General features: G+C 65.4%; 12 protein-coding genes. 8 read left to right on the forward strand and 4 right to left on the reverse strand.

Annotated elements, in window-relative coordinates; genetic code table 11:
- The first annotated feature begins 1026 nt into the window (after positions 1-1026).
- The 5 genes from AWC07_RS19750 (at position 1027) to AWC07_RS19770 (ending at position 9319) form a co-directional block, all read left to right on the forward strand.
- Complete coding sequence (locus AWC07_RS19750; protein WP_306316101.1) at positions 1027-1554, forward strand: single-stranded DNA-binding protein; 528 nt, start codon at positions 1027-1029, stop codon at positions 1552-1554.
- A 77-nt stretch (positions 1555-1631) separates the two neighbouring features.
- A complete protein-coding gene (gene ettA / locus AWC07_RS19755; RefSeq protein WP_036418315.1) occupies positions 1632-3308 on the forward strand; it encodes an energy-dependent translational throttle protein EttA in 1677 nt (558 codons plus the stop codon).
- Between the two features lie 103 nt (positions 3309-3411).
- Positions 3412-8223 carry an NAD-glutamate dehydrogenase gene (locus AWC07_RS19760; protein ID WP_036418312.1) on the forward strand — a complete coding sequence of 1604 codons (4812 nt, stop codon included), beginning with the start codon at positions 3412-3414 and terminating at the stop codon, positions 8221-8223.
- On the forward strand, positions 8220-8636 hold the full coding sequence (locus AWC07_RS19765; protein ID WP_036418309.1) for an acyl-CoA thioesterase: 417 nt from the start codon (positions 8220-8222) through the stop codon (positions 8634-8636). Before AWC07_RS19760 ends, AWC07_RS19765 begins: the two co-directional genes overlap by 4 nt.
- Positions 8633-9319 carry a DUF8010 domain-containing protein gene (locus tag AWC07_RS19770; RefSeq protein WP_051508226.1) on the forward strand — a complete coding sequence of 229 codons (687 nt, stop codon included), beginning with the start codon at positions 8633-8635 and terminating at the stop codon, positions 9317-9319. Before AWC07_RS19765 ends, AWC07_RS19770 begins: the two co-directional genes overlap by 4 nt.
- A gap of 15 nt (positions 9320-9334) precedes the next feature.
- On the opposite strand, the gene AWC07_RS19775 is transcribed toward AWC07_RS19770, so the two are convergent.
- From AWC07_RS19775 to AWC07_RS19790, 4 genes are all read right to left on the reverse strand, one after another.
- The gene (locus AWC07_RS19775; RefSeq protein ID WP_051508225.1) at positions 9335-9961 is read right to left on the reverse strand and encodes a class I SAM-dependent methyltransferase; all 627 of its coding nucleotides are present in this window, start codon (positions 9959-9961) and stop codon (positions 9335-9337) included.
- 16 nt (positions 9962-9977) lie between these two features.
- The gene (locus tag AWC07_RS19780; protein ID WP_036418303.1) at positions 9978-11567 is read right to left on the reverse strand and encodes a glycoside hydrolase family 13 protein; all 1590 of its coding nucleotides are present in this window, start codon (positions 11565-11567) and stop codon (positions 9978-9980) included.
- A complete protein-coding gene (locus tag AWC07_RS19785; protein ID WP_036418343.1) occupies positions 11567-11962 on the reverse strand; it encodes a globin in 396 nt (131 codons plus the stop codon). The genes AWC07_RS19780 and AWC07_RS19785 overlap by 1 nt, the downstream gene beginning before the upstream one ends.
- Before the next feature lie 74 nt (positions 11963-12036).
- A complete protein-coding gene (locus tag AWC07_RS19790) occupies positions 12037-12774 on the reverse strand; it encodes a hypothetical protein (protein ID WP_036418299.1) in 738 nt (245 codons plus the stop codon).
- 220 nt (positions 12775-12994) lie between these two features.
- Here AWC07_RS19790 and AWC07_RS19795 point away from each other — a divergent pair, with 220 nt between their 5' ends.
- The 3 genes from AWC07_RS19795 (at position 12995) to AWC07_RS19805 (ending at position 14414) form a co-directional block, all read left to right on the forward strand.
- Positions 12995-13669, forward strand: a complete 675-nt coding sequence (locus AWC07_RS19795; protein WP_036418298.1) for an HNH endonuclease — start codon at positions 12995-12997, stop codon at positions 13667-13669.
- 63 nt (positions 13670-13732) lie between these two features.
- Complete coding sequence (gene ctaJ, locus AWC07_RS19800) at positions 13733-13960, forward strand: aa3-type cytochrome oxidase subunit CtaJ (protein ID WP_036418297.1); 228 nt, start codon at positions 13733-13735, stop codon at positions 13958-13960.
- Positions 13947-14414: a DUF5130 domain-containing protein gene (locus AWC07_RS19805; RefSeq protein WP_036418296.1), complete on the forward strand. Its 468-nt coding sequence runs from the start codon at positions 13947-13949 to the stop codon at positions 14412-14414. The genes ctaJ and AWC07_RS19805 overlap by 14 nt, the downstream gene beginning before the upstream one ends.
- Positions 14415-14482 lie beyond the last annotated feature (68 nt).

Below are 14482 nucleotides of genomic sequence, written 5' to 3' on the forward strand. Positions count from 1 at the left end.
TGGTCGCAACTGTCACATGTGTCCCTGCGTCGGTCGACTCGCGATGTGCCCCGGCTCACTCGGAAATTCATGGTGACCACGAATGCGGCTGGTCAACGATGTCTTCTTGCGCAGCCTTGGATGCCCGGCTCTGTTTTCGGCACACCTTGGCTCTTTTCGGCACGCCGATACCGCACCTTCGCTCAAACCGCTTGTGATGGCAGGCGTTCGGGGGATGTTTTACGTGCTCACCGAATCGGCGGTCATGCCGCCGCATCGAGTGTGCAGTGACGGCTTTGACTGTGTATGCAGGGCGGGAATGCCCACGATCGGCCGCCCTGACGGCACAGTCGGCGCCGCCAGCGCACAGTCGGCGCCTTCAGCCGCCGAGGCAACCGCATCAGCACGCGATTTCCATCTCCCCACACCGGGGCCGCAGCCCCACGACCGCTCTGCGCGACAGTTTTAGGGCCGGCCGTGCCGTGAATGAGGTTGTCGCGCAGGTGGGTACGCCGAGCCTCTGCCTCCGACAGAGGCCAGTGTTGCGGACGTGGCTATACAGCGATATGGACCGGAAGGCCCAACCAGCACAGCGCCCCGGGCCACCTGGAAGGCCCAACGGCGTGTTCTGGCTCTCGGTTCAGTGCACAATATTCGGCGCATCAGCAAGCGAATCCGCGATCAACGGACTGCAGCGACCCGGGTGCTGCGAATCGTGAGCTAACTCGGGTCGCAGCTGTCCCACTGTTTGTGATTGGCTCCGGTACGCGTCTTGCCCGGCAAACAGCGACAAGTCAACGTGCACAACGGAATTACCGCTAATCGTCGGGCACGACTCATTGCGGGGCCGGTGGCGAGCGGGTGACTGGTGGGCAGTCGGGCCATGGCGATAGCGGGGCTGTTATCCCCAGTTATCCCCAGTCCCGACCTTTTCCACTGGCCTACCTCGCCCGGGGCCCCCCGGGGGCCCGTTTGTCACTGACTTGTCGGTGACCCGGGGCTCAATGGGCATCAGCACGAGCACCACCTCGCACGAATGGGAAAGGAATGTGGAGTCACATGTTTGAAACGCAGCTGACCGTCGTCGGTCACATCGTCAACGACCCTCAGCGCCGGAAGGTTGGCGACCAAGATGTCGTCAAGTTCCGGGTAGCCAGCAATTCACGCCGACGGACCAGCGACGGCGGTTGGGAGCCGGGCAACTCGCTGTTCATCACCGTCAACTGCTGGGGCAGGCTGGTCAGCGGCGTAGGCGCGGCGCTGGGCAAGGGCGCGCCGGTGATCGTGGTGGGCCACGTGTACACCAGCGAGTACGAGGATCGCGACGGCAATCGCCGGTCCTCGTTGGAGATGCGGGCGACGTCGGTCGGGCCAGACCTCTCGCGGGTTTTCGTGCGGATCGAGAAGCCCAGCTACACTGGCCCGAGTTCCGAGAACGCTCCGGCAGCCGGAATGACAGGGCAGTCCGGGATCGTCGTGAGCGACGACTACCTCGCGGCCCGGGTTGATCCCGTCCCGGACGCGGCTGCCGCCGAGAACGCCGCCGACCACACCGCGCTACCGCTGTCGGCTTGATGCCGGTAGGCGGTGCCTAGGATGGTCGGCGGGATAACCCGGATAACCCGGCAAGACCAGAAAGGCAATACCGCGGCATGGCTGAGTTCATCTACACGATGAAAAAGGTCCGCAAGGCGCACGGCGACAAGGTGGTCCTCGACGACGTCACGTTGAGTTTCTACCCCGGCGCCAAGATCGGTGTGGTCGGCCCGAACGGGGCCGGTAAGTCGAGCGTCTTGCGGATCATGGCCGGTCTGGACAAGCCGAACAATGGTGACGCTTTCCTGGCTACCGGGGCCACCGTCGGCATCCTGCAACAGGAGCCGCCGCTGAATGACGAGAAGACAGTTCGGGGCAACGTTGAAGAGGGCTTGGGGGACATCAAGGTCAAGCTCGATCGATTCAACGAGGTCGCCGAATTGATGGCTACCGACTACTCCGACGAGTTGATGGAGGAGATGGGCCGACTCCAGGAGGTATTGGACCACGCCGACGCGTGGGACCTGGATTCGCAACTGGAGCAGGCCATGGACGCCCTGCGCTGCCCGCCACCCGACGAGCCGGTGACCAACCTGTCCGGAGGTGAACGGCGCCGCGTCGCGTTGTGCAAGCTATTGCTGTCAAAGCCCGACTTGTTGTTGCTCGACGAGCCCACCAACCACCTGGACGCAGAAAGCGTGCAGTGGCTCGAACAGCATCTCGCCGTCTATCCCGGCGCTATTTTGGCCGTCACTCACGACCGCTACTTCCTGGACAACGTCGCCCAATGGATCCTGGAACTGGATCGGGGCCGTGCCTACCCCTACGAAGGCAACTACTCGACCTACCTCGAGAAGAAGGCCGAGCGGATCGCGGTGCAGGGCCGCAAGGACGCCAAACTGCAAAAGCGTCTGCAAGACGAGCTGGCCTGGGTCCGCTCCGGCGCCAAGGCGCGCCAGGCCAAGAGCAAGGCGCGCCTGCAGCGCTACGAGGAGATGGCCGCCGAGGCGGAGAAAACCCGCAAGCTCGACTTCGAAGAGATTCAGATCCCGGTGGGACCGCGACTGGGCAGCGTGGTCGTCGAGGTCGATCATCTCGACAAGGGCTATGGCGGACGCACGCTGATCAAGGACCTGTCCTTCACTTTGCCGCGCAACGGCATCGTCGGCGTCATCGGTCCCAACGGCGTCGGCAAGACCACCCTGTTCAAGACCATCGTCGGGCTCGAAGAACCGGACAGCGGCACTGTCAAGATCGGCGAAACCGTCAAGCTGAGCTACGTCGACCAGGCCCGGGCCGGCATCGATCCGAAGAAGACCGTGTGGGAGGTCGTGTCCGACGGCCTGGATTACATAGAGGTCGGTCAAAACGAGATTCCGTCGCGAGCCTATGTGTCGGCGTTCGGGTTCAAGGGCCCGGATCAGCAGAAGCCGGCCGGGGTGCTTTCGGGTGGCGAACGCAACCGGCTCAATCTTGCGCTGACCCTCAAGCAGGGCGGCAACCTGATCCTGTTGGATGAGCCGACCAATGACCTCGACGTCGAGACCCTGAGCTCTTTGGAGAACGCCCTGGTGAACTTCCCCGGCTGTGCTGTGGTGATCTCGCACGATCGCTGGTTCCTCGACCGCACCTGCACGCACATCCTGGCGTGGGAAGGTGATGCCGACAACGAGGCCAAGTGGTTCTGGTTTGAGGGAAACTTCGGCGCCTACGAGGAAAACAAGGTGGAACGGCTCGGTGTCGAAGCTGCGCGTCCACACCGAGTTACCCATCGGAGGCTGACGCGCGACTAGTGTCAGGTCTGCCGGCCCCACGACGATGCGGCCGGTACGGCTGTTGAGGAGTGGGGCCAATCGAACAGCGCGCGGTATCGGTGGCGAGTTGGGAGCAGTCGGTATGACGAGCGATCCCGAAGTTAAGCAGGATGTCGGGGCGTGGACAACGTTCACCCGGCCGGCTGACGTCCCTGACTGGATCTCGCAGGCCTATCTGGATAGCTACCGCGGCCAATCGGACGACGAGTCGCAGACCCCCGGCTCGCTGCTGACGCCGCGCATGTTGGGTGCGCACTATCGGCTCGGTCAGCACCGCGCGGCCGGTGAGAGTTGTGTCGCGGTGTACCACGCGGACGATCCGGCGGGGTTCGGGCCGGCGCTGCAGGTGGTCGCCGAGCACGGCAGCATGCTGATGGATTCGGTGACGGTGCTGCTGCACCGGCTCGGGGTGGACTACACCGCCATCATGACGCCGGTGTTCGATGTGCGCCGCAGCCCCGCCGGTGAGCTGTTGCGCATCGAACCCAAAGCGGCCGGCACGTCACCGTATACCGGCGAGGCCTGGATTTTCGTTCAGCTCGCGCCCTCGGTGGACCGCAACGCCCTGACCGAAGTCGAACGGCTGTTACCGAGGGTCTTGGCCGACGTCCAGCGGGTCGCGACGGATGCGGCGGCGATGATCGCCACCCTGAGCGAATTGGCCGCGGCAGTTGACACTGATCCCGAAGGCCACTATGCAGCGCCTGACCGTCAGGAGGTCGCGGCGTTGCTGCGCTGGCTGGGCAATGGCAACTTTCTGCTGCTGGGCTACCAGCCCTGCCGGGTCGACGACGGGATGGTCATCGGCGACGGGTCCAGCGGCCTCGGCGTCCTGCGGGCGCGGGCAGGCATCCGGCCCCGGCTGACCGACGAAACCAAAATGCTGGTCTTGGCCCAGGCACGTGTCGGCAGCTACCTGCGTTACGGCGCTTACCCGTATGCCATCGCGGTGCGCGAGTACGTCGGGAATGGCAGCGTAATCGAACATCGCTTCGTCGGGCTCTTCACGGTCGCCGCCATGAACGCCGATGTCCTGGAAATCCCGGCGATTTCGCGCCGGGTTCGGGAGGCGCTCGAGTTGGCCGGCAGCGACCCCAGCCACCCGGGTCAGCTGTTGCTCGATGTCATCCAGACCGTCCCGCGCCCCGAGCTTTTCACCCTGAGCGCCGAGCGGCTGTTGGAGATGGCCAAAGCCGTGGTGGATCTTGGATCACAGCGACGCGCTTTGTTGTTCCTGCGGGTGGATCGGCTGCAATTCTTCGTCTCCTGCCTGGTCTACGTGCCCCGGGACCGTTACACCACCGCGGTGCGCTTGCAGATCGAGGACATCCTGGTCCGCGAGTTCGGCGGGACGCGACTGGAATTCACCGCTCGCGTCAGTGAATCGCCTTGGGCGCTCATGCATTTCATGGTCCGACTGCCCGAAGATTCGCCCCCGGGCTCGGTCGATGTCTCCGAGGCCAACCGCCTGCGGATCCAGGCGTTGCTGAGCGAGGCCGCGCGAACCTGGGCCGACCGCCTGATCAGCGCCGCGGCAGACGGCTCCGTCAGCCACAACGACGCCGAGCATTACGCGGCGGCCTTCTCCGAGGCCTACAAACAGGCGGTCAGTCCGGCCGATGCCATCGACCACATCGCCATCATCAACAAGCTGACCGACGACTCGGTCAAGTTGGTGTTCTCCGACAGCGACGAACAGGGTCACGGCCAGCTGACCTGGTTCTTGGGCGGCTGCACCGCATCGCTTAGCGAGTTGCTGCCCATGCTGCAGTGCATGGGTGTCGAGGTCCTCGAAGAGCGGCCGTTCACCGTGACCCGTCCCGACGGACTGCCGGTCTGGATTTATCAGTTCAAGATCTCGCTGCATCGCGCCATCCCGAAGGCCACCAACGCCGCCGAGCGGGACGCGGCCGCGCAACGGTTCGCCGATGCCGTCACCGCCATCTGGCAGGGCAGGATCGAGATCGACCGGTTCAACGAACTGGTGATGCGCGCAGGGCTGACCTGGCGGCAAGTTGTCGTGTTGCGCGCTTACGCCAAGTACTTGCGGCAGGCAGGCTTCCCCTACAGCCAGTCCTATATCGAATCGGTGCTCAACGAGCATGCCTGGACCGCGCGCTCGCTGGTGACTCTGTTCGAGGCAATGTTCGATCCCAGGCCGGCGGGCTCGCGGCGCGATGCCCAAGCGGCCGCGGCCGCCGTCGCCGCCGACATCGACGCAGTGGTGGGTCTGGACACCGACCGCATCCTGCGTGCCTTCGCCTCGCTGGTTCAGGCCACATTGCGGACCAATTACTTTGTGACACGCGAGGGTTCGGCCCGAAGCCGCAATGTGCTGGCGGTCAAGCTGGACGCGCAGTTGGTCGACGAGCTGCCGCTGCCGCGTCCCAAGTTCGAAATCTTCGTGTACTCGCCGCGGGTGGAAGGCGTGCACCTGCGGTTCGGTCCGGTCGCACGCGGCGGCCTGCGCTGGTCGGATCGCCGCGACGACTTCCGCACCGAGATCCTGGGCCTGGTCAAGGCGCAGGCGGTGAAGAACGCCGTCATCGTGCCGGTCGGCGCCAAGGGCGGATTCGTCCTCAAGCGGCCGCCGCTGCCCACCGGCGACGCGGCCGCCGACCGCGATGCCACCCGCGCCGAGGGTGTGGCGTGCTACCAGCTGTTCATTTCCGGATTGCTCGACGTCACCGACAACGTCGACCACGCGACCGGAAAAGTCAGCCCACCGCCGGAGGTGGTGCGCCGCGACGGCGACGACGCCTACCTGGTGGTGGCCGCCGACAAAGGCACCGCCACGTTCTCCGACATCGCCAACGACGTCGCCAAGTCCTACGGGTTCTGGTTGGGCGACGCGTTCGCGTCCGGCGGATCGGTGGGCTACGACCACAAGGCCATGGGCATCACCGCCCGGGGTACCTGGGAGGCTGTCAAGAGACACTTCCGCGAAATCGGGGTCGACACGCAGACCGAGGATTTCACCGTCGTCGGCGTCGGCGACATGAGCGGCGACGTGTTCGGCAACGGCATGCTGCTCAGCAAGCACATCAGGCTGGTGGCGGCCTTCGATCACCGGCACATCTTCCTCGACCCGGATCCGGACGCCACCGCCTCCTGGGCGGAACGGCGGCGGATGTTCAAGCTGCCCCGATCAAGCTGGGACGACTACGAAAGGTCGCTGATCAGCGAGGGTGGCGGCGTCTACAGCCGCGTGCAGAAGGCCATTCCGATCAGCCCGCAGGTCCGTGCCGCGCTCGGCATCGACACCGACGTCACCGAGATGTCCCCGCCCAACCTGATCCGCGCGATTCTGCAGGCGCCGGTCGACCTGCTGTTCAACGGCGGCATCGGCACCTACATCAAGGCCGAGTCGGAATCGGACTCCGATGTCGGCGATCGGGCCAATGACCCGGTGCGAGTCAACGCCAACCAGGTGCGGGCCAAGGTGATCGGCGAAGGCGGCAACCTGGGGGTGACGGCGCTGGGACGCGTCGAATTCGATCTGTCGGGCGGCCGGATCAACACCGACGCGATGGACAACTCCGCCGGCGTGGACTGCTCCGACCATGAGGTCAATATCAAGATCCTGATCGACTCGCTGGTCACTGCGGGCAAGGTCAAAGCCGACGAACGCAAACAGCTGCTGGAGTCGATGACCGACGAGGTGGCTCGGCTGGTGCTCACCGACAACGAGGATCAGAACGACCTGATGGGTACCAGCCGCGCCAACGCGGCCAGCCTGTTGCCGGTGCACGCCGACCAGATCAGGCACTTGGTGGCCGAGCGGGGACTTAACCGGGAATTGGAGGCGCTGCCGTCGGAGAAAGAGATCGCGCGGCGGGCCGAGGCGGGCATCGGGCTCACCTCGCCCGAGTTGGCGACGTTGATGGCCCACGTCAAGTTGGCGCTCAAAGAAGAGGTGCTGACCACCGAGCTGCCCGATCAGGACGTGTTCGCGTCCCGATTGCCCGATTACTTTCCGCGGCCGTTACGGGAACGGTTCACCTCCGAGATCCGCTCGCACCAGCTGCGTCGCGAGATCGTCACCACGATGCTGATCAACGACCTGGTGGACAACGCCGGTATCAGCTACGCCTTCCGGCTCACCGAGGATGTCGGAGTCACGCCGATCGACGCGGTGCGCACCTACGTCGCCATCGACGCCATCTTCGGGGTGAACCACCTCTGGCGACGCATCCGCGCGGCGAATTTGCCGGTTGCACTGTCGGACCGGCTGACGCTGGATACCCGTCGGCTGATCGACCGGGCCGGACGCTGGCTGCTCAACTATCGTCCGCAGCCCTTGGCCGTCGGTGCTGAGATCAACCGCTTCGCCGCGAAGGTCAAGGCCATGACGCCGCGCATGTCGGAGTGGTTGCGCGGCGACGACAAAGCCATCGTCGAAAAGGAAGCGGCTGAGTTCACCAAACAAGGCGCACCCCACGACTTGGCCTACCGGGTCGCCGTGGGCCTGTACCGCTACAGCCTGCTCGACATCATCGACATCGCCGACATCATCGAGATCGACGCCGCCGAAGTCGCTGACACCTACTTCGCCCTGATGGACCGGTTGGGCACCGACGGGCTGCTGACCGCGGTGTCCGAACTTCCCCGCAGCGATCGCTGGCAAGCGTTGGCCCGGTTGGCGATCCGCGACGACATCTATGCCTCGCTGCGGGCATTGTGTTTCGACGTACTGGCCGTCGGCGAACCCGACGAAAGCGGGGAGCAGAAGATCGCCGAGTGGGAGCACATCAGCGCATCCCGGGTCGAGCGGGCTCGCCGCACGCTCAATGAAATTCGGGAATGCGGCGCGAAAGACCTTGCGACGCTATCGGTGGCGGCACGCCAAATCCGCCGGATGACCCGCACCAGCGGGCGCGGGGCGTCCGCATGAGTGTCGGTTTCGTCGCGCCGGTGCCGGTGCGCTGGTCCGACATCGACATGTACCAGCATGTCAACCACGCCACCATGGTCACCATCCTGGAAGAGGCGCGGGTCCCGTTTCTCAAAGACGCGTTCGCCGCTGACATCACCACCACCGGCCTGCTCATCGCCGACGTCCGGGTTAGCTACAAAGGTCAACTGCGGCTTTCCGATTCGCCGCTGCAAGTGACGATCTGGGTGAAGCGGCTGCGCGCGGTCGACTTCACCCTGGGTTACGAAGTACGGTCGGTCCACGCGGAACCGGACTCGAAACCGGCCGTCCTTGCCGATTCGCAGCTAGCCGCGTTCCATATCGAAGAACAGCGGTTGGTCCGCCTGTCACCACATCATCGGGAGTATCTGCAACGGTGGCTTCGCGAATAGGGGGCGCGTTAGCGGAGGGAACCGGGGGCGGAGCCGAGCGCGGCCTGTGGCTGACCGACCCGGCTCACCGCGCGGATCTGGCCACGTTCGTCGAACGTGCGATGCGGCTCGACGACGCGGCGATCATTCGTATCCGGGCACGGTCGGCCGGATTGCTGACGGCTTGGGTGGCAACGGGTTTCGACGTGCTGGCCAGCCGGGTGGTGGCCGGCAGGGTGCGGCCCGACGATTTTTCGGTGGGCGCAGCAGGATTGGCGCGCGGACTGGAAGCGATGGACACGTCGGGCTATGTCGATCCAGGCTATGGGATGGACTCGGCGTGGCGGGGTGCGCTGCCCCCGGAGTCCGGTTTCGTCCACCTCGATGACGTGCCGGCCCGGGTGATGCTGGATCTGGCGGCGACCGGCGTACGGCTGGCCAAGGAATACGGCAGTTCTCAGGGTCCGCCGGCCTCGCTGCTGGATCAGGAGGTGATCCAGGTCAGTTCCGGCGACGTCGTCGTCGGGCTACCGATGCGCTGTGTGTTCGCTTTGACCGCAATGGGTTTCCTGCCGCAGCCGGCGGAGGTGATCGACGCCGACGAGATGATCCGGGTCCGGGTGCTGCCCACCTGGTTGCGGCTCGACGCCCGTTTCGGGTCTGTGTACCGGCGGCGCGGTCATCCCGCTCTGGTGCTGCGCTGAGGCGAGAAGGTTTTGCTACCGCGGGTTTCGCCAGTGCAAGCGGTACCGGTAGTAGAGGCCCCGTCGGAGTTGGGCGTTGGGCAGTACCTCGTTGGCTACCTGTCGGATCTGATCGAGGTTTTCGTGGGGCTCGGTGACCGGTACGCCGATGTCACGGGTCTCGCCATGAAGGCGCGATCCTATGCGAACGATGGGCATGCAGAGCAGGGACCACGCCCAGTCGCGGATCGTCGTGTTCGCCGCAAGCCCCACGACGGCCAGCTCGCCGCCGGGCTTGAGTAGTCGGCGCGCTTTGACTAGCGCTTCTCGTAGTGGCTGGTGATGAATGCTGGCCACGAATGCGACGACATCAAAGCTTTGCTCGGGTGCGGTAAAGCCCTGAAAGTCGCAGCAGTCGACCAAAGTATTGGTTGTCGAGTGCAGCCGGAGACGTGCTCGCTCGACTGTGACAGCGTCAGGATCGATGCCGACCACCCGGCGCGATACTGATGCCAGCCGCTGCACCAGCAGGCCCTCACCGCACCCCACATCCAAGACGTCCCCGTGGTGCTGCGCTGCAATGTCGACCAGCCATGGGTGATAGGCGGTGTTGTGGTTCCAGTAGTCCGCCACGCTTGGCAAGTCTGCCGGTGTCGAGCCCATCTACGACCGACGCAGGCTAAACCGACCAGGCCGCGGTGTCCGGCGGCAGCTGTCCGTCAACCAACGGCCCGCTCGCCATCAGCAGCTCGCCCGGGGGCAGGGTGATCGGGCGACGGCCCGCATTTAACGCGCACACCAGTCCGCCGCCGCGGCGCCGAAAGACCACCGCGTCGCCCGGTGCCGGCAGCCAATCGATTTGGCTGCCATCGAATTGGGCGTGTTCCCTTCGCAATTGGAGCGCACGACGAAAGAACGACAACGTCGAATCGGGATCTGCGCGTTGCTTCTCGACGGTCAACGCGGCCCATTCGCGCGGCATCGGTAACCAGGTGTGGGCGCACGTCGAAAACCCGAACGGGGGAGCGTCGCCCGACCACGGCAGCGGCACCCGGCACCCATCGCGGCCGCGCTCGGTGTGGCCGGAGCGTTTCCACGTCGGGTCCTGCAGTGCCTCGTCGGGCAGGTCCACATCGGGCAGCCCGAGTTCCTGACCGTTGTAGAGAAATACCGCGCCCGGCAGGGCGAGCATGACCATCGCCATCGCCCGCGCCCGGCGTAGCCCGGTCGTGCCGCCGCCGTAGCGGGTGACCTCCCGTCCCACATCGTGGTTGGCCAGCGTCCAGGTCGGCGTGGCGTTTTCTATTGCCGCAGCCGCCAGCGAGTTCTGCACGGCGTCGTGGATCTCGGTGGCGTCGAACTCGGTCCGGGTCAGCCGGAAGTTGAAGCCGAGGTGCAGTTCGTCGGGCCGTACATATTCGGCCCATCGGGTGTTGTCCTGCACCCAGACCTCGCCGACGGTGACCGCCCCCGGGTAGTCGTCGATAACTGCGCGGATATCGCGGTGGATCGCATGTACCTGGGGGCGGTTGAAGCGTGGGTCGTCATCGGTGTGGCGCAAGATCTTGGCTTCGTCAGCGGCGTCGGGCAGACCAGCGGGCTTGGCCATGCCGTGGGCCACGTCGATGCGGAACCCGTCCACCCCGCGTTCCAACCAGAAGCGCAGTGTCTTCTCGAAGTCGTCGAAAACCTCTGGGTTGTCCCAGTTGAGGTCGGGCTGCTCGGCGTCGAAGAGGTGCAGATACCACTGTCCTGGGTTGCCGTCCGGTTCGGTCACCCGAGTCCACGCCGGTCCGCCGAAGACTGACTCCCAGTTGTTCGGTGGCAGCGACCCGTCCGGACCGCGGCCGTCGCGAAAGAAATAGCGGTCCCGCGCGTCGGTGCCGGGACCGGCGGCCAGCGCCGCCTGAAACCATGGGTGCTGGGAGCTGGTGTGGTTGGGCACCACGTCCATGGTGACCTTGATACCGCGCTGATGTGCAGCCGCGACCAGTCGTTCGAACGCTGCCATCCCGCCGAAAAGCGGATCGATGTCCCGAGGGTTGGCAACGTCATAACCGTGGTCGGCCATCGGCGAGACGGTGACCGGGTTGATCCAGATACCGTCGACACCGAGCTGTTGCAAATACTCCAAGCGGGCCGTGAGCCCGTCGAGGTCACCGACCCCGTCGCCGTCGCTGTCGGCGAACGAGCGCGGGTACACCTGGTAGAACACCGCGTCCGACCACCACGGCCGCGGCTGATCTTCTCGATCCACTGCGGCGGCCATCAAAACGCGGAGTTCACCAACGAGTGGGCTGCCATCTCGAGATAGGCGAGCAACTCGCGGCGGCGCTCGTCGTCCAGGGTCTGTGCATCGATGGAGGCGACCGCGGTGTGCATGCACCGTAACCAGGCGTCGCGCTCGATGGGCGTGATCCGAAACGGCATGTGCCGCATCCGCAGCCGAGGATGTCCGCGCTGTTCGGAGTAGGTTCGCGGGCCGCCCCAATATTGCTCGAGGAACATCCGCAGTCGCTCTTCGGCGCCGGATAGGTCCTCCTCGGGATACAGCGGACGCAGGATCTCGTCTTCTGCGACCTGTTCGTAGAAGCGTGACACGATCGCGTCGAACGTCTTGGCGCCGCCGACGGCGTCGTAGAAGGATTGCTGTTGCGGTTCCATTGCTTCCATTGTGGTCTATGAATCGCGGACGCCGCGTGATGTCGATCTCACCTTCGGCTCCGGTCCGACCATCCCTAGCGGTTGGGGCCGAATCGTCGCTTGGCGCTCGCCATGTCGGCAGCAAGCCGGTCCAACAGATCGCGCAGTGGCGACGGCGGCAGGCCTGCGCCACCCGTTTCGAAAGTGCTCAGCTCGACGCCGGCCTTGGCGCACTCGATGAAGGACCAGGGTATCCCCGGTTCGTCGGCGCCCAATCGTTCGGTGATCGTGGCCACGGAGCGCTCCTGCAGCGCAGCCATCTCCGCGAGCACCGACATGAGGCGATGCTCATAGCGGGCGCGGCTCACGGCGGCCTCGTCACCCACCGAGCGTTGATCTGCTGTCCCGATGCTGACGCAGCCGTCTGATGCCACCGCGAAGGCTTCCTGGCTCGCGGCTGCGGCGATCTCCAACCTTTTCCTGTCGAGGTGCTGCATTCCGGAAATGCAGTCGTCTATCGCGCGCAAAGCGGTCTGGAGCCGTTCGGGCAGTTCCCGGCGCCGAGGCTCGGCGCGATCGGCGACATCTCGTTCGGCCAAACCCTTTGCTATCCCGCGCTTGGCGGCCAGCGCGGCCTGTCTGGATCGCGAGAAGCTCAACGCTGCCGGCAACTGTGGATCTGGCTCGGTGATTTCGATGACGCGGTTCATCGAGGCGAGCAGCTCCGCCACGGCGTCACGCGGGGTGAGCGGGTTTCGCGCGGTGCGGCGATAGCGTTCTGCCGTCGTGTCCTCGTTACCGGAATCACCTGGCGGACCCGCGTCACCCGGCATGTCGTCAGCTCCTCTTCTTGACCGCCGGATGGCGCAGCGGGATCCCGATAACTGATGCCAGTGTTGCACTCCGTTACCGCCGCTGCCGACTGCTGGCGGCAGTACCGTCGGGCAAGGATGGGGCTCGGTACGCCGGTGTTCACCCGTTCGACACGGCGTGGTCCAGGCATTTGGCGTGCGGTCGGCAAAAAATCATGGTGGACTGTTCCGCGGAGGATCTATGGCGCAGGGCAAAAAGCGCCGCAGCCACCGCAATAGCGGTGCCGCGGCAGGTGGAACAGGGCCTGCAACCGCATCATGCCTGCACAGTGCCCACTCCCATCGACCCGCCCTGGGGGTTGAAACCCATCCGCCCAACCGCTCGGAGAGCGCATCGGTCTGGAACCGCCGCCGGGTGCTGCTGTTGAACTCGACCTACGAGCCGCTCACCGCGTTGCCGATGCGGCGGGCGGTCGTCATGGTGATCTGCGGTAAGGCCGACGTGGTACACGACGATCCCGCCGGTCCGGTCATCCACTCGGCGACCAGCTCGATCGTGGTGCCGTCGGTCATCCAGCTGCGAACCTACGTCCGGGTTCCCTACCGGGCGCGGGTCCCGATGACCCGTGCTGCGTTGATGCACCGCGATCGCTTCTGCTGCGCCTATTGCGGGGCCAAGGCCGATACAGTCGACCACGTGGTGCCACGCAGCCGTGGGGGCGAGCACTCGTGGGAGAACTGCGTCGCGTGCTGCTCGACATGCAATCACCGCAAGGGCGACAAGCTGCTGACCGAACTCGGCTGGTTACTACGCCGCAAGCCGCTGCCGCCGACCGGGCAGCACTGGCGGCTGCTGTCCACGGTCAAAGAGCTGGACCCGTCGTGGGAGCGATACCTCGGTGAAGGCGCGGCCTGATTTTCTGCCGTCCTCGGTGCCCTGAGGGGCCCTCGGTGGGATACGGTTTGCGTCGTGAACGCTATGGAGATTCACCTCTTGTTCGTCGGAATCCCGCTGTTGCTGGTGGTCGTGCTGGCATTGATGATCTTCACCCGCAAGGGACCGCACCCCGCAACCTACGAAATGTCGGAGCGTTGGACACATCCACCGATCCTGTGGGCCGCGACCGACGAAGCTGTCGGCGGCGCCCACGGCGGGCATGGTTCGTCAGAGTTCTCGGTTGGAGGTGGCGCCAGTGGCACATGGTGACGTTGCGACGATCGAACCCACCGATCTGCCGAAGGGCTGGGTGATCACCAGCAGCGGCCGGCTCTCCGGGGTCACCGAGCCCGGGGAACTGTCGGTGCACTATCCGTTCCCGACCAAGGACCTCGTGGCTTTGGACGACGCGCTGGTCTACAGCTCGCGGGCATCCAAGGCTCGCTTCGCCGTCTACCTGGGTGATCTGGGTGATGACACCGCCGCACGGGCGCGGGAGATTCTGGCGAAGGTGCCCACACCCAACGACGCGGTGCTGATCGCGGTTTCACCCAACCAGTCCGCCATCGAGGTGGTCTACGGCTCGGCGCTGCGGGGTTGCGGTGCCGAGTCGGCAGCTCCCCTGGGCGTGGCCGCCGCGTCGTCGGCGTTCGAGCAGGGTCACCTGATCGACGGGCTGATCAGCGCGATCCGCGTCATCAGTGCCGGGATCTCGGCGGCGTAGTTCCACCCGGACGCGACCCTGCGCGGTCGTGCGCACCCGCGGCGGCTCGTGTTGCAGACGCAGACGCG

Origin of the sequence: Mycobacterium gastri (assembly GCF_002102175.1) — a bacterium.
Classification (GTDB): Bacteria; Actinomycetota; Actinomycetes; order Mycobacteriales; family Mycobacteriaceae; genus Mycobacterium; species Mycobacterium gastri.

What these genes read in the sequence shown, in the direction of transcription:
- ctaJ (WP_036418297.1), top strand. Translation starts at nt 13,733, where the DNA reads ATGGAGATTCACCTCTTGTTCGTCGGAATCCCGCTGTTGCTGGTGGTC.
- AWC07_RS19780 (WP_036418303.1), bottom strand. Translation starts at nt 11,567, where the DNA reads ATGGCCGCCGCAGTGGATCGAGAAGATCAGCCGCGGCCGTGGTGGTCG.
- AWC07_RS19765 (WP_036418309.1), top strand. Translation starts at nt 8,220, where the DNA reads ATGAGTGTCGGTTTCGTCGCGCCGGTGCCGGTGCGCTGGTCCGACATC.
- AWC07_RS19785 (WP_036418343.1), bottom strand. Translation starts at nt 11,962, where the DNA reads ATGGAACCGCAACAGCAATCCTTCTACGACGCCGTCGGCGGCGCCAAG.
- AWC07_RS19750 (WP_306316101.1), top strand. Translation starts at nt 1,027, where the DNA reads ATGTGGAGTCACATGTTTGAAACGCAGCTGACCGTCGTCGGTCACATC.
- AWC07_RS19790 (WP_036418299.1), bottom strand. Translation starts at nt 12,774, where the DNA reads ATGCCGGGTGACGCGGGTCCGCCAGGTGATTCCGGTAACGAGGACACG.
- AWC07_RS19775 (WP_051508225.1), bottom strand. Translation starts at nt 9,961, where the DNA reads ATGGGCTCGACACCGGCAGACTTGCCAAGCGTGGCGGACTACTGGAAC.
- AWC07_RS19795 (WP_036418298.1), top strand. Translation starts at nt 12,995, where the DNA reads ATGGCGCAGGGCAAAAAGCGCCGCAGCCACCGCAATAGCGGTGCCGCG.
- ettA (WP_036418315.1), top strand. Translation starts at nt 1,632, where the DNA reads ATGGCTGAGTTCATCTACACGATGAAAAAGGTCCGCAAGGCGCACGGC.
- AWC07_RS19760 (WP_036418312.1), top strand. Translation starts at nt 3,412, where the DNA reads ATGACGAGCGATCCCGAAGTTAAGCAGGATGTCGGGGCGTGGACAACG.